18 protein-coding genes and 1 rRNA gene are annotated in these 19,501 nt (G+C 34.6%); 12 read left to right on the top strand and 7 right to left on the bottom strand.

Features of this window, described 5'->3' with window-relative positions; genetic code table 11:
- Window positions 1-49: 49 nt before the first annotated feature.
- From P2W65_RS02620 to P2W65_RS02605, 4 genes are all read right to left on the bottom strand, one after another.
- Entirely contained in the window at window positions 50-526 is a 477-nt protein-coding gene (locus P2W65_RS02620; RefSeq protein WP_289663376.1) for a nuclear transport factor 2 family protein, read from the bottom strand.
- A gap of 26 nt (window positions 527-552) precedes the next feature.
- Window positions 553-2,082, bottom strand: coding sequence for a serine hydrolase (locus tag P2W65_RS02615; RefSeq protein ID WP_289663375.1), 1,530 nt, complete (start codon window positions 2,080-2,082; stop codon window positions 553-555).
- Window positions 2,083-2,157: 75 nt separating this feature from the next.
- Window positions 2,158-2,949 (bottom strand): helix-turn-helix domain-containing protein, encoded by a 792-nt coding sequence (locus P2W65_RS02610; RefSeq protein WP_289663374.1) that lies wholly within the window; start codon window positions 2,947-2,949, stop codon window positions 2,158-2,160.
- A gap of 78 nt (window positions 2,950-3,027) precedes the next feature.
- Window positions 3,028-3,621 (bottom strand): GNAT family N-acetyltransferase, encoded by a 594-nt coding sequence (locus tag P2W65_RS02605; protein ID WP_179001705.1) that lies wholly within the window; start codon window positions 3,619-3,621, stop codon window positions 3,028-3,030.
- 302 nt (window positions 3,622-3,923) lie between these two features.
- Between P2W65_RS02605 and P2W65_RS02600 the strand changes: the two genes are divergently transcribed.
- Complete coding sequence (locus tag P2W65_RS02600; RefSeq protein WP_289663373.1) at window positions 3,924-5,267, top strand: FAD-dependent oxidoreductase; 1,344 nt, start codon at window positions 3,924-3,926, stop codon at window positions 5,265-5,267.
- 73 nt (window positions 5,268-5,340) lie between these two features.
- On the opposite strand, the gene P2W65_RS02595 is transcribed toward P2W65_RS02600, so the two are convergent.
- Window positions 5,341-6,858: a helicase HerA-like domain-containing protein gene (locus tag P2W65_RS02595; protein WP_289663372.1), complete on the bottom strand. Its 1,518-nt coding sequence runs from the start codon at window positions 6,856-6,858 to the stop codon at window positions 5,341-5,343.
- Between the two features lie 380 nt (window positions 6,859-7,238).
- Between P2W65_RS02595 and P2W65_RS02590 the strand changes: the two genes are divergently transcribed.
- From P2W65_RS02590 to P2W65_RS02555, 8 genes are all read left to right on the top strand, one after another.
- Window positions 7,239-8,063 carry a MotA/TolQ/ExbB proton channel family protein gene (locus P2W65_RS02590; RefSeq protein WP_289663370.1) on the top strand — a complete coding sequence of 275 codons (825 nt, stop codon included), beginning with the start codon at window positions 7,239-7,241 and terminating at the stop codon, window positions 8,061-8,063.
- Window positions 8,064-8,105: 42 nt separating this feature from the next.
- Window positions 8,106-8,717, top strand: coding sequence for an ExbD/TolR family protein (locus P2W65_RS02585; protein WP_289663369.1), 612 nt, complete (start codon window positions 8,106-8,108; stop codon window positions 8,715-8,717).
- Between the two features lie 18 nt (window positions 8,718-8,735).
- Window positions 8,736-9,296: an ExbD/TolR family protein gene (locus P2W65_RS02580; RefSeq protein WP_289663367.1), complete on the top strand. Its 561-nt coding sequence runs from the start codon at window positions 8,736-8,738 to the stop codon at window positions 9,294-9,296.
- Between the two features lie 39 nt (window positions 9,297-9,335).
- Window positions 9,336-10,139, top strand: a complete 804-nt coding sequence (locus P2W65_RS02575) for an energy transducer TonB (RefSeq protein ID WP_289663365.1) — start codon at window positions 9,336-9,338, stop codon at window positions 10,137-10,139.
- Entirely contained in the window at window positions 10,139-10,366 is a 228-nt protein-coding gene (locus P2W65_RS02570; RefSeq protein ID WP_289663364.1) for a hypothetical protein, read from the top strand. The genes P2W65_RS02575 and P2W65_RS02570 overlap by 1 nt, the downstream gene beginning before the upstream one ends.
- Window positions 10,367-10,371: 5 nt before the next feature.
- Window positions 10,372-11,295, top strand: coding sequence for a PstS family phosphate ABC transporter substrate-binding protein (locus P2W65_RS02565; protein ID WP_289663362.1), 924 nt, complete (start codon window positions 10,372-10,374; stop codon window positions 11,293-11,295).
- Between the two features lie 16 nt (window positions 11,296-11,311).
- Window positions 11,312-12,979, top strand: a complete 1,668-nt coding sequence (locus tag P2W65_RS02560; RefSeq protein ID WP_289663360.1) for a tetratricopeptide repeat protein — start codon at window positions 11,312-11,314, stop codon at window positions 12,977-12,979.
- A 100-nt stretch (window positions 12,980-13,079) separates the two neighbouring features.
- Window positions 13,080-13,712 (top strand): 7-carboxy-7-deazaguanine synthase QueE, encoded by a 633-nt coding sequence (locus P2W65_RS02555; protein ID WP_144217423.1) that lies wholly within the window; start codon window positions 13,080-13,082, stop codon window positions 13,710-13,712.
- Window positions 13,713-13,758: 46 nt separating this feature from the next.
- Here the strand turns inward: P2W65_RS02555 and P2W65_RS02550 are convergent, their stop codons facing one another.
- On the bottom strand, window positions 13,759-14,304 hold the full coding sequence (locus P2W65_RS02550; protein WP_289663359.1) for a YfiT family bacillithiol transferase: 546 nt from the start codon (window positions 14,302-14,304) through the stop codon (window positions 13,759-13,761).
- A 14-nt stretch (window positions 14,305-14,318) separates the two neighbouring features.
- Window positions 14,319-15,026, bottom strand: a complete 708-nt coding sequence (locus tag P2W65_RS02545; protein WP_289663358.1) for a class I SAM-dependent methyltransferase — start codon at window positions 15,024-15,026, stop codon at window positions 14,319-14,321.
- Window positions 15,027-15,098: 72 nt separating this feature from the next.
- On the opposite strand from P2W65_RS02545, the gene P2W65_RS02540 reads away from it, so the two are divergent.
- The 3 genes from P2W65_RS02540 (at window position 15,099) to P2W65_RS02530 (ending at window position 19,444) form a co-directional block, all read left to right on the top strand.
- Complete coding sequence (locus P2W65_RS02540) at window positions 15,099-15,593, top strand: YkgJ family cysteine cluster protein (protein WP_289663357.1); 495 nt, start codon at window positions 15,099-15,101, stop codon at window positions 15,591-15,593.
- Between the two features lie 94 nt (window positions 15,594-15,687).
- The gene (locus P2W65_RS02535) at window positions 15,688-16,923 is read left to right on the top strand and encodes an ABC transporter permease (RefSeq protein ID WP_289663356.1); all 1,236 of its coding nucleotides are present in this window, start codon (window positions 15,688-15,690) and stop codon (window positions 16,921-16,923) included.
- Window positions 16,924-17,930: 1,007 nt separating this feature from the next.
- A 16S ribosomal RNA gene (locus P2W65_RS02530) occupies window positions 17,931-19,444 on the top strand.
- Window positions 19,445-19,501: the final 57 nt, after the last annotated feature.

The raw sequence follows: 19,501 nt of genomic DNA, 5'->3' as shown, positions 1-19,501 counted from the left end.
TTGATTTGGTTTCATAAATTATTCAGTTTTTTCATTTTTATCTTAAAATTTAATCCAAATTGTCTTCAAAAGGTTTATGTTCATAGCTAATAACCCTTTTTAGTTTCCAATTTTTACCTTTTCTTTCCCAAATGTGAATGAATTTTCCAGTTAGATGCGGAATATCACTAGATAAAAAAGTATGTTCACCAATTTGCAAAGCGCCAAAATCACCTAGTTTTTCAACTGTGCAGAAATTTAGCTTTCTTGTTACTTTTTGAAAACGCGTTTGCCTGCCAATTAAATCTTTTACATTTTCTCCTCTGGAGATGTTTAGTCCATATTGATTATCATAGAATTCGATATCATCGGCAATTATCTTTCTAAAAAGCGCCGCATCACATTGATTAAAAGCATAATCAAAAAGCTGATGATCCATTTCGATAATTTCATTATGTAAAAGATTTTTTCTAATGTGTTCATTTTTCGTATAGGCAAGCGCCTGTCTGCTTAAAAACAGCATAAAAAGTACTAATGTATTGATCATCGGTATCATATTTTATGGTTTAACATTTAGTTTGTTTCTATGGAAATTATTCGGTTTCCAATTTCTCCTAGATAATGTTGAATTGTCTTTCCATAAACTTTATAACCATCATCAACATTAGTAAAGATGATTAAACCTTGTTTGGTTTTTGGAAGCATAAAAACAATCGTTTGAACGCCTTTGTCTGCGCCGCCATGCGATAAAACATAATCTTGATTGCCGAGATCGTAGATTTCAAAACCTAAACCAAAATATTTATCTTTTTTAGTTGCAACCTGATGTGAAATCATTTCATCAAAAACTTTCGGACTCAAACCATCGCTGTTCATTACACTGCAAAGGAAGTTTCCATAATCTTCAATTGTAGTCAATAAATCATCGGCTGCATTTGCGGTTTTGTTTTTTGTGGGTTCGTAAGCACTTCCTTGATTGTCATAATTTATGGCATATCTGGAAAGGTCAATTGTATCATTCCAAACCAATTGAGAATCATTCATCTTTAAAGGTTCGAAGATTAATTCTGAAGCCAATTGATCTAAAGTTTTATGAAATTTCTTTTCCAGAGCTTTTCTCAGATACTCAAAACCTTCACCGGAATATTGATATTGGGTTCCTGGTTTAAATTTGAAATCCAGTTTTTTAGATTCATTTAAATATCTCCAATTTGGAAAACCAGTCTGATGACTCAAAACAAATCTCGTTGTCAGCAGTTTTAAATAAGGATCTTTTGCAATATCCGGATCTGTCCAATATTTAGAAAGGGGTTCATCCAAATCCCATTTTCCTTGACTGATTAATTTTAAGGTTACAATTGCTGTAACAGGTTTTGTTAACGAAGCGACATTCCAGATGGTATTATATGGAGCAGAAACCTCTCTTTTAAGATTGCCAAAAACCTTTACCTGTTTTAGTTTTCCGTCAGAAATAACTCCAATTCCTAAAGTTGGAACATTGTTTTCTTTCAGCCATTTTTCGGTTTCCTGTTCGTTGTCAAAAAGGTCACTTTTTTCTTCTATAGAGTTGGTTGGCTGATGATCATAACTTAAAATTCGTTTTAATTTCCAAACATTATTTTCTAAAACCCAAAGATGTGAAAATCTCGCTTTTCCAACTAGTTTTTCATTTTCCTTTAAAAATGGCTCACCTTTGTTTGTTTTATTTTCATAGAAATAGTGAATTCCGTTTTGTAAAGCAGCGTACAGAACCCCATTTTTGTATAACGGATAAATTTTAGTGCTTTCTTCAATTAGTTCTCTTCTAGATTGATACGTTGATGGAGACGCACATAAGCCGCTTTTCATTGTTTTTACAAAATCCGTTTTGTTCGAAAGACCATTTTTATCGTGGTAAAATTCTAACTGATCGCTACAAAGACTTTCGGATACAGAAATGTCGCAGGTATTAAAGCCAATATTAAATAAAAGGCTGTCTTTTGACATAATGGTTTTGTACAATGGAGAGTTTTTTTGCTCCTGAGAAATTCCCAATTGGAATTGCAAACATAAGATTCCTACTAAAAAGATTTTTAATGGAAAAAAGGAAGGATTTATTTTCATTGTGATTGATGATTGATTGATGATTTTGCAAAAATAATCCAATCAGAATTCACAAAATTGTATAAAAGCGAAATCTTATCTTTTTTGAGAAAGGAAATAGGAAGCTGGGTCAAACATTTTAGGAGTTGTTTTGGTCACATCTTTGAATTTTTTAATAAAGTGTGACTGATCAAAATACTTATTATAAAGAGCGATTTCGGTCAGACTCATTTTTTGTAAATCAGCATTCACCATTTGGTCAACCGATTTTCTAAACTTTAAAATCTGAATGTATTTTTTAATGGTTAATCCTGTCGCGGCTTTAAATTTAATCTGCAATAAACGCTGTGAACTCTTCAACGCCGAACTAATTTCAGAAACCGAAATGTCTTCATGTGATTTGATAAAATCGGCTATTTTTTCAATACTGTTTTTGTTCGGATTTGCATTGGATAATTCTTCAAAATAAAGATTAATGGTTTCTAATAAAGTTTCAATGTCACTATTAATCTCAATTTTAAAAGGCAATTCTGAAGTATCTATTTTTAGAATCGAATCTACAAAATTACTTAAATCGTATTTTGGAAACATCGAAAGTGTCCACGCATGAAGCTGCATAATAGTGACTTTTGTTTTGGGCTGTATATTAACCAAAACTTTGTTTGTCATTTGAGAACAAAAGTAAATTCCTTCGTTCATGTGGTATTTGTTTTTACTCGTATGAACTTCGATTCCATTTCCAGTTACAATGGCGAGATTAAAACAGCCATTTGGTAAAACGAGTTTGTTTTCAATCAGGCTTTCGCCGATGCCGTTATCCAGACACCAAATCTTATTGATGAACCTTTCCGTTTTTTGCGATACGTAATGTTCTGAGTAGAGGTTCATTTTAGTTTGTTCTTTAATTAGTTTATTGTATAACTAAATCGCAGACTAAAATAACACTTTTTTAATTATAAGTTTTTATTAAACAAACTCCCCAAAATAATCTCGTTTAGTATTTTTCCATTCTTCCAAAATAATACTATAATAAACATCATCTCTACTGTTTCCTTGAGAATCGATATAATTGTTTCGGAACAAACCTTCTTTTAAAGCGCCCAGATTTTCAATAGCTCTTTGCGATCTTTCGTTTTCAAGATCGGCACTGAATTGGATTCTTCTAAACTGGATTTGTTCAAAACCAAAATGCAGCAACTCATATTTACAAGCTTTGTTTAATCCAGTTCCCTGAAAATCTTTGCCGTACCAAGTCCAGCCGATTTCACATTTTTCACTTCCATGGTTGATATAACCGTAACGAGTACTTCCCGCAACGCTGTCAGTTGTTTTATCAATTATTAGAAAAGGATAGCAAATTCCGTCTGCTTTTTGTTTTAATGTACTTTGAATATAGTTTTCGAAATCTTGATCGTTTCGAACATACATTCCCATGTATTTCCAGATTTCATCATTAAAAATAATTTCTTTGAGTTCGATGTTTCTTTCGTTCTCAAATGGAATCAATAATACTTTCTCGTTTTCCAGAATAATCTCAGATTGTAAAAGTTCGCTGTTCATCAATTTTAATTTAATAGTGAAAGATAGATCGTTGTGGTTGAAGCTAAATTAGTTCTTTTGAAAATCTAAATAAATTGAATAAATCGGGATTTTGTTATGAAAACGGATTAGCATGAGGGATAGAGGCGGTATCCTTTTATGAAGTGAAACGGAATAAAAGATATAGCCGAAAGCCCGACCCCGCTTTTTTTGCGGGGACATGCCCAACTAAATATTAGACTTTATGGGCAAATATTTGAGTTATTTTAAAGCTCATGTACAATTATTAGTTATTTTTACGACCCAATATTAGATTATCCCTGATGCAAACTTCACTAAAAATTGCAGTTGTAGGTTCTGGACTTGTAGGATCACTGCTGGCAATTTATCTAAAAAAAGCTGGTCACACCGTTCATGTTTATGATCGTAGTCCCGATATTCGTCAGATTAACTTTTCTGGCCGTTCTATTAATCTGGCCATGTCTAATCGTGGCTGGAAAGCACTTGATGCTGTCGGTGTTGGCGATTCGGTGCGTGAAATTGCGATTCCGATGGACAAACGCGCCATTCATTTAGTGGATAAATTGAATTTTCAAAACTATGGACAGGAAGGAGAATCTATTTATTCGATTTCAAGAGGAAAGCTAAACCGCAAAATGATTGATCTTGCGGAAGCAGCTGGAGCCGAATTTCATTTTGAACAAAAAGTTTGGGATGTAACGCTGAATGACGCAACACTTCATATTGGAGAAAGTGAAAGAGGCGAGTGGGAGGAAAGAAAATTTGATATGGTTTTTGGTGCCGATGGAGCATTTTCTAGAATCCGCCACAGAATGCAGCGTCAGAGTATGTTTAATTATTCTCAGGAATTTTTAAACATGGGATATAAAGAATTAAATATTCCAGCCAATCCAGATGGAACACATAAACTGGACAAGAACTCTTTTCATATTTGGCCAAGGGGAGAATACATGCTGATTGCGCTTCCAAACCTGGATGGAAGTTTTACCTGTACTTTATTTATGCCTTTTGAAGGAGCAAACTCTTTCGAATCACTTACAGATCGTAAAATGGTAGAAGATTTCTTTGAGAAAAACTTCCCAGATTCGATAGAGGTAATTCCGGAATTGGCAAATGATTTCTTCAAAAATCCAACTAGTACTTTGGTAACCATGAAATGTTTTCCGTGGACTTTTGAAAATAAAATCGCTCTAATTGGAGACGCTTGCCATGCTATTGTTCCGTTTTATGGACAAGGAATGAATGCTGGCTTTGAAGATATCACGGTTTTAAACGAAATGATTGAAAAGTACGGAGATGATTGGAAAAAGATTTTTGCAGAATATCAAATTTCACGTAAGCCAAACGCAGATGCCATTGCAGAACTTTCGTATCGAAATTTCTTAGAAATGAGCACCAAAACAGCAGATGAGAAATTCTTGCTGCAAAAGAAAATAGAAAAAGTCTTTTCAGATAAACATCCAGACAAATGGATTCCGCTTTACAGTCGTGTAACTTTCAGCGATCGCCCGTATGCCGAAGCTTTGGCAATTGGAGATTATCAAAACGGAATTATGGAAGAAGTTTTAAGAATGGATAATATTGAAAATATCTGGAATGCTCCAGAAGTTGAAAACAAAATTCTAGAGTTACTTCAAAAGAAATAAATCAATGTCAATAACAATATCAAAAATCAATTTTGAATTGACATTGATATTGTTATTGCTTTTTGATATTGTTTTATTTTTTAAATATTTTGTTCAATACGCCAAAAACACCTCTTATAAAAGTTGCGCTGGTTACCACTTTTAAAACCGATTTTCCAACAACTGTAGCTGTACTTGGTTCCGATTTTGAAGATCTAGCTGGAGCTTGTTCTTCTTGTTGAGCAGCGACTTCAGCAGCCTCAGTTAGTTTTTTAGTCAGGATTTCGAAAGCACTCTCGCGGTCAATTTCTTCGGCATATTTCTTAACCAATTTCGATTTACCATTTATTTCATCAATTTCTGATGCAGATAAAATATCCATTCGGCTTTGAGGAGCACGCATCATGGTAGCCACAAGTGGTGTTGGAACACCTTTTTCGTTAAGCGCTGTAACCAATGCTTCTCCAATTCCTAAGCTCGTTAACAATTCATCTGTTTTATAGAATTCAGAAGTTGGGTAATTATCGGCAGTTTTTTTAATAGCCTGACGATCATTTGCTGTAAAAGCTCTTAATGCATGCTGAATTTTTAATCCCAATTGAGCCAAAACACCACTAGGGACATCCATCGGATTCTGAGTTACAAAATAAACGCCGACACCTTTAGAACGAATTAACTTTACAATAGTTTCAATTTGCTCTAACAAAGCTTTGCTGGCTTCATTAAATATTAAGTGTGCTTCATCTATAAAAATTACTAATTCAGGCTGATCTACATCTCCTTTTTCAGGCATTTTTTGGTAAATTTCAGCTAAAAGACTTAACATGAAAGTAGAGAAAAGTTTAGGTTTATCCTGAATATCCGTCAAGCGGATGATATTTACGTAACCTTTTCCATTTTCATCAATTCGCATTAAATCGTCGGTTTCAAAAGATAATTCACCAAAGAATAAATCACCGCCTTGCTGTTCCAATTCGATTATCTTTCTCAGGATAGTTCCGGTTGTGGCAGTGGAGATTTTACCATAATTTGCTGTAATTTCATCTTTGCCTTCCTCAGTAATATAATTAATGACTTTTTTTATGTCTTTTAAATCTAATAAAGGCATTTGATTATCATCGCAATATTTAAAGATAACCGCCACAACTCCTGCTTGTGTATCATTGAGATCTAATATTCTGGAAAATAGGACAGGCCCAAATTCAGAAACTGTGGCGCGCAGACGAACTCCATTCTGTTTTGACAATGACATCAGTTCTACAGGAAACGCGCTTACATTATAAGGAATATTTATTTTTGTATGTCTTTCTGTGATAAAACCTTCTTCTTTTCCTTCTTTTGCAATACCACTAAAATCCCCTTTTATGTCCATCATCAAAACAGGAATTCCAGCGTTTGAAAGTTGTTCTGAAAAAACTTGAATAGTTTTAGTTTTACCTGTTCCTGTTGCCCCAGCAATTAATCCATGTCGATTTAAAGTTTTTAATGGAATCTTAACATGTGCTTCTGCAAGTGGCTCACCGTCAAGGATTGCGCCTCCAAGAATGATGCTGTCTCCCTTAGAAGAATACCCTTTATTTATAGCTTCAATAAAATTATCTTTTCTATTCATGTTTTTATTTGTAATTTAGGTGATTATATGAGTATTGCTCTGTATTTGGGCGTTTTTTATATGTTTTTTTTAGTAAGAAAAAGCTTTTTTTGATTGAAAATTTAATAAAAAAAAAATTCGCAGCTTTTTAAGAAGATATCAAAGGAATCTTTGAATATTTACTAAAACGTTGTAATTTTTCTAATTATCGTCCCATTTTTTGTTTTATCTAAAAAATGATGCTGGCAATTTAATGAGATATTTTTTAAATTGAAGTTAAATTTCGATCAATAAAATTAAAAAAAGTTTTTTTATTTAAACTAAACGTATAAATTTGCTCCTCTACAAGTTAAATATAACTAAAAAATAAAAATTATTTAAAACTATTAAAATTAAAAAAAATGGCAAACGTTAAAGTTAAAAAAGAAAGCACTTCAAATGGCGGAGGAATGATTACGGGAATCATTATTGTAGCGTGTATCTTAGTAGGGGTGTTTATTTGGAAAGTAATCATGGGGGATTCTGCTAACTTCGAAGGAGGTAATCCAGAAACAGGACATCCAATCAATACATTAGGACAAGTATATAAAGGAGGTTTCATCGTACCAGTATTATTAGGTATGTTTTTAATGGTTGTTGTTTTTTCTATTGAAAGATTTATTGTTATCGGTAAAGCTGCTGGAAAAACTAATCTTGACAAATTCATGAAAAGTGTTCAAGCTAGTATTAAAGAAGGAAACATCGAAGCTGCTATCGCTTCATGTGACAAACAACAAGGTTCAGTTGCAAATGCAATTAAATCTGCTTTGGTAAAATACCAAGATGTTAAAAAAGAAGGATTCAACAGCGAGGAAGCTTCAGAAGTAATCCACAAAGAAATTGAAGAGGCAACTTCATTAGAAATGCCAATGTTAGAGAAAAACATGACTATTATCTCTACTTTAGTATCTTTAGGTACATTAGGAGGATTATTAGGAACTGTATCTGGTATGATTAAAGCGTTTGGTGCGTTAGCTTCTGCTGGTACTCCTGACCAGGCTGCTCTTGCAACAGGTATCTCTGAGGCACTTATCAACACTGCTACAGGTATCTCTACTTCTATCTTGGCAATTGTTTCTTACAACTTCTTTACTGCTAAAATTGACGATTTAACTTACTCTATCGATGAGGCTGGTACTACTATCGTTAATACTTACAGAAAATTCAGAGGAAGTTTAAGACAATAATTAATTTTTGATATTTATATCAAAAAAATAAAATAAAAGATAATGGCTAAAATAAAAATGAAAAAAAAGTCGACATCGACAGATATGACTGCGATGTGTGATGTTGCATTCCTTTTGCTAACGTTCTTTATTTTGACCGCTACTGCTAAAGTGCCTGAGGCACTTCCTGTAGACATGCCTTCTTCTGTTGCTCAAACTAAATTGCCAGATACAGATTTGGCTATTATTACAATAGGACAAGGAAAAGTGTTTTTTGACATCAAAGGTAGAGAGGTTCGTAAAAAAACTCTTGAAGGGATGGGAGCAAAATATGGTGTTGAGTTTTCAGAAGAAGACAAAAACAAATTTGCTCTTATGGACGATTTTGGTGTGCCAATTACAGGTTTAAAGCAGATCATTGACATGAAAGCGGCGGACAGAACCAAAGCACAACAGCCTGGAATTCCATTGGATTCACTAGATAATCAATTAAAAGATTGGCTTCTAATCTCTAGAAGAGCTACAATTGATTTAGATGACAAAGAATTGCAGATTGCTATTAAAGGAGATGCTAAGGAAGAATATCCAAAAATTAAAAAAATTATGGATATTTTACAAGATCAGAAAATCAATTCCTTTAACTTAGTTACAGGTAAGAGAGGGAGAGACTTTTAATTAAAAAAATACACTAAAATGGCTGAATTAAATACTGGCGACGGCGGTGGTGGTAAAGGCGGTAAAGTAAGAAGTAAAAAGCAGAATTCAAAAGTCGATTTAACGGCGATGGTGGATTTGGCATTCTTATTGATTACGTTCTTTATGTTAACTACTTCGTTGTCAAAACCTCAATCGATGGATTTGTCATTGCCAGATAAAGACGATGATCCAAATAAACCTAAAGTTGATACTAAGGTAGACGAGAATCGTACCATGACAATAATGTTAGGTGCTGATAACAAAATGGTTTACTATATGGGTTTGTTAGCTACTCCAAAGGTAGGCCCTAAAGACATTACGTATGGTAAAGACGGTATCCGTAGAGAATTGTTAAAACAAAAAAAGAATGTTTTAGCTTATTCTGCTGCATTAGGGAAACCTAAAAACGGTATCATTGTGATCATTAAACCAACTAAAAAATCAAATTATCGTAATTTGGTTGATATTTTGGATGAGATGGCAATTTCAGAAGTAGATACTTATGCGATTGTTCCTGAGTTTTCACCAGAGGAAACGAAATTAATAGATAAAAAATAAGAGCGATCTTAGTTTTATCAAATTAAAAAATCAAGAGATATGAAATTAGATATTATAAAAAATCAGTGGCTTGATATCGTATTCGAAGGACGTAATAAGATATATGGAGCATACGAGCTAAGAAAATCGAACGGAAAAACAACTGTGAAAGCACTTGTGATTGGTTCACTTATTTTTAGCTTTGCTGTGGCTGCACCTCTTATTGCGAGTTTTTTACCAGATTCTAAAGAAGTGGAAGAAAACAACGATGTTAAGATTGCAACGGTAAAATTACCTCCAAAGAAAAAAGAGGAAATTAAACCAAATCAACCGCCACCACCACCACCACCACCAAAAGTGGATCAGGTTAAATTCGTTAAACCTGTGGTTGCAAAGGCTGAAGAAGTTACTGAAGATCCACCAAAAATTGTGGATTTGAAGGACAAAAAAGTTGGTGCTGAAACCATCAAAGGAGATCCAGATGCAGTTTTAACTGTTGACGAGCCAGTTGGTAAAGGGCCAGTTCAGGAGGTAATCCAAGAAGATAACACTGTATATAACACAGCTGGTATCGAAGTAAAACCAGATTTCCCTGGAGGTATTGAGAAATTCTACAAATTCGTAGGAAACAATTATAAGACTCCAGAAGAAGAAGGTTTAAAAGGTAAAGTTTACGTTACGTTTGTAGTTGAAAAAGACGGTTCATTAACCGACATTAAAGTTTTAAGGGATATCGGTTACGGTACAGGAGCAGAAGCAATTCGTGTTCTTAAAAAATGTCCAAAATGGACTCCTGGCGAGCAAAATGGTAAAAAAGTTAGGGTATTATACTCTCTACCTATTACTATTCAATCTGCAGAATAATGTTAAAAGATATACTTAATAATATTCAGAAGAAATCGCTCAAAGAGCGATTTCTTCTTGTTTTAGGAATACTGTTTTTTTTAATTTATCTTGTACTCGGTTTAATGATCATGTTTTGGGAGAAGCTTCCGCTTAACATGGAATGGAAATATAGATATGCTTTTGGTGGTCTACTTATTATATATTCCGGGATAAGATTTTTAAGATTAATTAATTCAAAAGAATAATAATTATGTTGAAATATAGTAAGACTTTAGGATTGGTAATTTTTGTCTTTTTGTTTGTCATGTGCAACCAAAAAAACAAGAACGAAGCTGAAAAGGAAACCATCTTGAAAGGTTCAATTGATGTTGCAGTTGATGAAACAGTTAAGCAAATTGTAGACGATCAGGTTGCTGTTTTTGAAGGGACTTACTATGATGCAAAAATTAAAGTTAAACCAAAATCAGAAGCCGAAGTCATTAATGATTTGCTAAATCAAAGAGCCAAAGTTGCAATTACAACAAGAGATTTGACAGCTGAAGAAAAGGCTCGTTTTGAAAAAAAGAAGATTAATCCTCGTGTTACACCTTTTGCACATGATGCTATTGCATTTATTTCAAGCAAGAGCAATAATGATACACTAATTGCGTTGAAAAGTGTAATTGATTTTCTTCAGGGAAAATCAGATTCAAAAATTAAAGGTTTAGTTTTCGATAATCCAAATTCTAGTACTGTTCGTTACATGAAAGATTTGGCTAAGATAAACGAGGTGCCTAAGTCTGGTGTTTTTTCTTTTAAAACAAATAATGAGGTCATTAAGTTTGTTTCTGAGAATGAGGGAATGATTGGAGTTATTGGAGTAAATTGGATTTACCAGCCAACTCCAGATATGTTGGAGACTGTAAAGAAAATAAATGTTTTGTATGTTAAAGGATTGAAGGATAATGAATACTACAGTCCTACTCAAAACGACCTTGAGATAGGTAAGTATCCTTTGGCACGTGATTTGTTTATTGTTAATTGTCAGGGATACACAGGATTAGGAATGGGGTTTGCTTCGTTTATAGCTGGAGATATTGGCCAGCGTATTGTTTTAAAATCTGGTTTGCTGCCATATAAAACTCCTGGACGTAAGCTTAATATTAGAAGTGAAATTATAAAAGATAAAGAATAAATTAATTACGATAAAGATGAATAAATTTAAAATTTTTAGTCTTGCCTTAGTTGTTTCGGCTACCACGGCAAAAGCGCAAGACATCAACGAAGCAAAAAAAGCGATTGATGCAGAACAGTTTGATAAAGCAAAGTCAATCCTTAAATCAATCATCAAATCTAAACCTTCAGATGGTGAGGCAAATTTTGTTTTAGGGAATGTTTATCTAAATCAGTCTGTTGTAGATTCTGCGAAAATCTACTACAATAATGGATTGCAAGCTTCAGATAAGAAAAACTTAAGCTATATTGGTTTAGGGCAATTAGATTTAGATGCTAAAAATACGGCTGCTGCTCAGGCAAATTTTACGCTAGCAACTAAAGATATGAGAAAGAAAGATGTAAATGAATTTATTTATATCGCAAGAGCTTATATGAACTCTGAAAATCCTGATTATAAAAGTGCTGTCGATGTTTTGAAACGTGCTTTGTTAGTTGATCCGCAAAATGCTCAAGCTCTTTTAGCTATCGGGGATGCATATTATGGATCAAACAATCAAAACGATGCTTATAAATCTTACCGTGATGCATTTACAGCTGACAATACTTTGTTAAGAGCAAAAATGCAATTAGGTGTTTTGTTAAAAGGAGCTAAATCTTATGATGAAGCAATAAAATCATTTAATGAAGTAATTGCTTTAAACGCTAATTACGGGCCGGTTTACAGAGAGCTTGCTGAAACTTACTATAAATGGGCTAGAAACAAACCTTCTACAGCTAAAGTTAATTTACAAAACGCAATCACAAACTATGAGAAGTATCTAAGTTTAACAGATTACTCTTTAGATTCTAAAATGCGTCACGCAGATTTCTTGATCTTGGTTAAAGATTACAAGCAATTAGAAACTGTAGCAAACAAAATGATTGCTGAGGATAAAGTGAATCCTAGAATTTACAGATATTTAGGATATGCTGCTTATGAAAATGGAAACGTTGACGTAGCTATCAAATCTATTGAGGATTTTATTAAAGCGCCAGGAAATAAAGCAATTGGTAGAGATTACTATTACTTAGGATTGTCAAAAATTAAAAAAGGAACTGCTGCTGACGGAACAATTGATCAAGCTGCTTTTGATGCAGGTTTGGCTGATATTAAAAAAGCAATCGAATTAGAGCCTCTAGTAGTTGAGGAATTTGCAGATTTTGGAAAAGAATTGTTTGGTAAAAAACAATACAATCAAGCTGCAGCTATTTTTGAACTTGGAGCTAATAATCCAGAGTCTAAAAATTACTTAGATGATAGTGTTTATTATGGAATTTCTTTATACTATGGAAATGCTAGTAAACCAAAAGAATCTCGTGATGCAGTAGCTTTAGGTAAAGCAGATGCAGCTTTTGATAAAATTTTAACTACTGCTCCTAATTATGATGAAGCATATTTGTACAAAGCAAGAATCAACTCTTTACTAGATAAAGATGATTTGATCATAAAAAACTACGAAGAGTATGTTGCTAAAATGACAGCTAAAGGTGCTGAAGAATTAGCTAAACCGGCTACAGCTAAAAAAATTATAGAGTCTTACAACAGTATCGGTGCAGCTTATGCTAATACTGATAAAGCTAAAGCGATTGAATATTTCAATAAAACTTTAGTATTAGATCCAGCAAATTCATACGCTGCGCAGTCTATAAAATCTTTAAAATAATCTAGATTTTTAAAATAAATAGAAAACCGATAGTTCAATAAACTATCGGTTTTTTTTGTTCCGTATATTATTGACTATCTTTGCACTTTAAAATAGAATAATGTTATCAAAAGAAATACAATTAGAGGTAAATAAAGGAGCTATGCTTCCTTTGATGGAAGAGTTTTATACCATTCAAGGAGAAGGTTCGCATACAGGAAGAGCTGCTTATTTTATTAGAATTGGAGGATGCGATGTAGGATGTCACTGGTGTGATGTGAAAGAAAGCTGGAATGCTGAAATTCATCCGCCAACTAGCATTGATTTAATTGTAGAAAATGCGGCAAAATATGCTGATACGGTTGTTGTAACTGGTGGAGAGCCTCTTTCTTGGGATATGACTCTTTTAACAAATAGATTAAAAGAGAAGAATTTAAAAGTCCATATTGAAACTTCTGGTGCTTTTGAATTATCTGGAACTTGGGATTGGATTTGTCTTTCTCCTAAAAAAAATAAATTGCCAACTCAGACTGTGTACGACAATGCGCATGAGTTAAAAGTAATCATTTACAATAAGCACGATTTTATTTTTGCAGAAGAACAAGCAGAATTGGTTAATGATAATGCTATTTTGTTTCTGCAGCCAGAATGGAGTAAAAAAGAAGAAATGACGCCGCTTATTGTTGATTATGTAATGAATAACCCGAAATGGAGAGTCTCATTGCAGACACATAAATATTTGAACATACCATAAACTAAAAATCTCTTCATTTGAAGAGATTTTTTTTTATCTATAATAACTATTTCCAGTCTTTATAGCTTTTTAAAGTAGTGATATGTGCTAAATGATGATTGCTGTGCCAAGCGTACATTCCAATAATTTTTTTGAGTTTGTTTTCAGAATTATCAGAAGGATGAACAAAGGTCTTTTCTAAATCAGATTCAGATAGGTTTTTCATAATATAGGCCAATCGAAAATGAAGTCCTTTTAATAATTCTAGAGTTGGTTCAATTGGCATTGTTAAATTATCGTTTAATTCAGACCAAAGAACTTCATCATATGCTTTGATTACAGGATTATTTTCAGTTAACGCCCATTTAATTCTAATATAGCAATTCATATGGCTTTCGGCGCAATGATGAACTACTTGTCGAACAGTCCATCCATCAGGGCGATAAGGGGTGTCCAGTTGTTCGTTGGTTAAATGAATTACCTCTTTTTCTAATCTATCAGGAAAAGTCTTGATTTCTTCCATTTTTTCTGAAAGATATTCTGGAGAATAATGATCAGGAGCTGTAAATTTTCCAATTGGATATTTTAATTTTTCTAAATCTAATTCTGTCATAATTTTAAATTTGTTTAGATAGAAAGTTTTGCTAAATAATCATAATGTTCGCCTTCAAGGATAAGTTCGCATTTTAATCCATTAGCAATTGCGGCATTTTGAAGAGTGTTGTAGTCTAAATACAACCAGTCAAATGGTTCTTCTTTTTCATTTTTATATTTTATATTAAATACAAGTTCTCCGTAATAGTCGTTTTCAGAAGGAATCCATTTACCTCCATCTTCGTCTTCGTCAAACATATAAATGATATCAGAGCTATCAATTAAAATTTGTCCATCTGGATTTAATAGCATTTTTAATTTAGTGAGATATTCATTGCAGTTTTTTAACTTGCCAAAAATACCTGTACCATTCATTAGAAGTAAAATGGTATCAAATTTTTCTCCTTCAAAGTCTAGAATATTTTGAACTTTAGCGCTTTTAACACCTCTTAGAAGACAGGTTTCAATTGCTTTTTCAGAAATATCAATTGCTATTACTTCTAAATTTCGTTCATTTTGCAGTGATAAAGCATGACTTCCGGCACCACATCCCACATCAAGTATTTTTCCTTTAGCTAATTGTAATGCTTTTTGTTCAATTTTCGGCATTTCATTATAAGTACGAAAAAGATATTCAACACTCATTTCGTCTTCTTCAGAAATTGAAGTTTCGGTTATAATATCTTCAGGTGAATTATTGGTATGGAAATCAAATATGGCTTTTCCAAAAAGATCTTTCATTGTTTTAGTTCAAAGTTTAAGGTTTCAAGTTTAAAGTTGCTTAATTTTGCAGATCAACTTTAAATTTTAAACTTGAAACAGATTTTAAATAACTTAAATAAGTTAGCCAAAGATAAGCATATCGAGAATAAAAAGTATTTCGATAAGCTCAAAAAGAAACCGCCGAAGAATTTAGATTACGTTATGCAAGATTTGCATGATGCTGAATTTAAAAGAACAGACTGTTTAAAATGTGCTAATTGCTGTAAAACAACAGGTCCTTTGTTTACAATGGGGGATATCGAAAGAATCTCAAAACATTTCAGGCAGAAGCCGCAACAATTTATAGAGCAGTACCTTAGAATCGATGAAGATAAAGATTATGTTTTACAGCGTGTGCCTTGTACCTTTTTGGATAATGAAAATTATTGTATGATTTACGATGTGCGCCCAAAAGCTTGTCGTGAATTTCCGCATACTGATCGAAATAAGTTTTATCAGATTTCTAACTTAACACTGAAAAATGTTGAAATTTGTCCTGCGGCTTATAATATAGTAGAAGAAATGAAAAAGAAACTCCCGCTATAAAGTAGAAATGTTTTTAAACAATATCTTGTTTTCTTTTTTTAAGATGTATTTTTGAAAAACTAATGATCAAACAATCTAAAGAAATACTATTAATTTGAATTTAGAATATTTTATAGCCAAAAGGCTTATTGCTGCAAAAGATAATAAAAGCAGTATTTCGGCACCAATAGTTAAAATTGCTATTTCGGCAATTGCTATAGGAATGATTATGATGATTGTTTCTGTTGCAACTGGAATAGGTTTGCAAAAAAAAATACGCGACAAAGTTTCGGCATTTAACGGACAGATTATAATTTCGAATTTTGACAATAATAATTCTGAAGTTACTATAGTTCCAATTTCAAAAAAACAGAATTTTTATCCCAATTTTAAATCGATTCCAGAAGTGAGCCATGTTCAGGCAATTGCTACTAAGGCTGGAATTATCCGAACAGAAAATGCGTTTGAAGGAATCGTGTTTAAAGGTGTAGGAGCAGATTATGATTGGAATAGTATTAATGAATATATAGTTGGTGGCAAATTGCCAGATTTTACAAAAGCAGTAAATGAGGATGTTGTTATTTCAAAGTTTCTCGCTGATCGTTTAAATTTAAAAGTAGGAGATCAGTTTAATACTTTTTTTGTAAAAGAAGAGCAAGGAAAACTTCCGAATAGCCGTCGTTTTAAGATTGCTGCTATATTCAATTCTGGATTTCAAGATTTTGATGCAACTTATATTATTGGGGATATTCGCCATATTCAGAGAATTAATAAATGGAATGAGGATCAGGTCGGGGCATTTGAAATTTTTGTTAAAGATTTTGATGAAATTAAAAATGTCGGTAATCAGGTCTATCAGGAAATAAATTCGAATTTAGATGCTAAAACTATCGTTGAGAAATACAGTTATATTTTTGACTGGCTTAAATTGTTTGATTTTAATATTGTAATTATTTTAGCGATTATGATTCTTGTGGCTACTATTAATATGATTGTGGCTTTGTTGGTTCTTATTTTAGAGAGAACGCAAATGATAGGTATTTTAAAATCGATGGGATCTAATAACGGGGCTGTTCGAAAAATATTTTTGTATAATGCATTTTATTTGATTCTTCGAGGATTGTTATGGGGGAATCTAATTGGTATTTCTATTCTTTTAATACAGCAGCAATTCGGAATAGTTCAGTTAAATCCTGAAAATTATTATGTAAATCAAGCACCCGTCTATTTGAATTGGATTTATATTCTTTTGTTGAATCTACTTACGGTTGGAGTTTGTTTTTTAGTGCTGTTAATACCGTCCTATATAATAACCAAAATATCTCCAGTCAAAGCTATTCGTTATGATTGATGCATAAAATAATTTAAACTATAATCTCAACCCGACAGGTTTCAAAACCTGTCGGGTTTGCTTTTTCTGCATATATATGTAGATAGATATTTAAATGTAGCATTCCAATTTTCTGTAGAGACGTACCGCAGTGTGTCTAATGTGTACCGGGGATGTGATAGAAAATAAAATTTACGATAATTCAATTAGAAATTTAATGCTGATTAGGAGCAAATTCCCGCTATCCGCTGCAATCTTTTTGCGTCGAACCCCGCCACAAAAAGGATTTCCGCTTCTATCGGGGCTAGGGGATCGGTTTTCAGAAGAGATTTCACGGAAGAAAAGGGGGGGGTGTTTCAGGAAAGAAAGAGAAAAACTTAGCGGCTCTGCGCCTTTGCGGGAATAAAAAAAGCGTAAAAGAAGGCTTTGTGGCTTAGTGCCTTTGCGGCAAAACAGCCCAATAAATGGCGATATAAAGAAAAAACCGACAAATCGTCAAAAAAATTTTCCATGTAAATCAGCTGTTATGAGTGAGTTAAGAAAAAGATTGTAAAAAGAACAAAAAAAGGCGGATAAAAAGCTTGCAGAAGCGGAAAAAGGTTCTACTTTTGCACCCGCAGAAGCGAAGACGTTCACAGCAATACCGGCAGGAGACTGATCAGAAAGAGAAAAGAGATTTTCGAAAAAAAAGATTAAAAAAGTCTTGCAGGATTGGGAAAAGCGTTTTACATTTGCACCCCGCAAATACGGGAAGTTCACTGAAAGATTGGGAGGGAATGCTGAAGAAATGAAACGAAAAAAAAGTTTCAAAAATTTTCAAATTTTCCTTGCAGGAAACAAAAAGAATTTTTAGTTTTGCACCCGCTTTGAGATACAGGCGGAGATAAAAAGAAATACACGTTCGTAGACATATTGAATTGACAGCCGTTTCGGCAGAGATGCTGAAACAGAAAGAATAAGAGTAATAGAATCGGAAGATTCGAAAAAGAACCGATAGATAAGGCATCGCATAAATAATATAAAAATATACGATGAAGAGTTTGATCCTGGCTCAGGATGAACGCTAGCGGCAGGCTTAACACATGCAAGTCGAGGGGTATGCATCTTCGGGTGCAGAGACCGGCGCACGGGTGCGTAACGCGTATGCAATCTGCCTTTCACAGAGGGATAGCCCAGAGAAATTTGGATTAATACCTCATAGTATAGTGAGTTGGCATCAACACACTATTAAAGTCACAACGGTGAAAGATGAGCATGCGTCCCATTAGCTAGTTGGTAAGGTAACGGCTTACCAAGGCAACGATGGGTAGGGGTCCTGAGAGGGAGATCCCCCACACTGGTACTGAGACACGGACCAGACTCCTACGGGAGGCAGCAGTGAGGAATATTGGTCAATGGGCGCAAGCCTGAACCAGCCATGCCGCGTGCAGGATGACGGTCCTATGGATTGTAAACTGCTTTTGTACGAGAAGAAACACCTCTACGTGTAGAGGCTTGACGGTATCGTAAGAATAAGGATCGGCTAACTCCGTGCCAGCAGCCGCGGTAATACGGAGGATCCAAGCGTTATCCGGAATCATTGGGTTTAAAGGGTCCGTAGGCGGTCCTGTAAGTCAGTGGTGAAAGCCCATCGCTCAACGATGGAACGGCCATTGATACTGCAGGACTTGAATTATCAGGAAGTAACTAGAATATGTAGTGTAGCGGTGAAATGCTTAGAGATTACATGGAATACCAATTGCGAAGGCAGGTTACTACTGATGGATTGACGCTGATGGACGAAAGCGTGGGTAGCGAACAGGATTAGATACCCTGGTAGTCCACGCCGTAAACGATGGATACTAGCTGTTGGGGGCAACTTCAGTGGCTAAGCGAAAGTGATAAGTATCCCACCTGGGGAGTACGAACGCAAGTTTGAAACTCAAAGGAATTGACGGGGGCCCGCACAAGCGGTGGAGCATGTGGTTTAATTCGATGATACGCGAGGAACCTTACCAAGGCTTAAATGCAGACTGACCGTTTTGGAAACAGAACTTTCGCAAGACAGTCTACAAGGTGCTGCATGGTTGTCGTCAGCTCGTGCCGTGAGGTGTCAGGTTAAGTCCTATAACGAGCGCAACCCCTGTTGTTAGTTGCCAGCGAGTCAAGTCGGGAACTCTAACAAGACTGCCAGTGCAAACTGTGAGGAAGGTGGGGATGACGTCAAATCATCACGGCCCTTACGCCTTGGGCTACACACGTGCTACAATGGCCGGTACAGAGAGCAGCCACTGGGCGACCAGGAGCGAATCTATAAAGCCGGTCACAGTTCGGATCGGAGTCTGCAACTCGACTCCGTGAAGCTGGAATCGCTAGTAATCGGATATCAGCCATGATCCGGTGAATACGTTCCCGGGCCTTGTACACACCGCCCGTCAAGCCATGGAAGCTGGGGGTGCCTGAAGTCGGTGACCGCAAGGAGCTGCCTAGGGTAAAACTGGTAACTAGGGCTAAGTCGTAACAAGGTAGCCGTACCGGAAGGTGCGGCTGGAACACCTCCTTTCTAGAGCCCTGACCGTTAGCATTGATGCACGTCAGGGAAATAAGATGCCTTAAATAA

The organism is Flavobacterium panacagri (assembly GCF_030378165.1).
In the GTDB taxonomy this organism is placed as follows: domain Bacteria; phylum Bacteroidota; class Bacteroidia; order Flavobacteriales; family Flavobacteriaceae; genus Flavobacterium; species Flavobacterium panacagri.
Note: the sequence above shows the minus strand (reverse complement) of the source record. Positions and strands in the feature narration are given on the sequence as shown.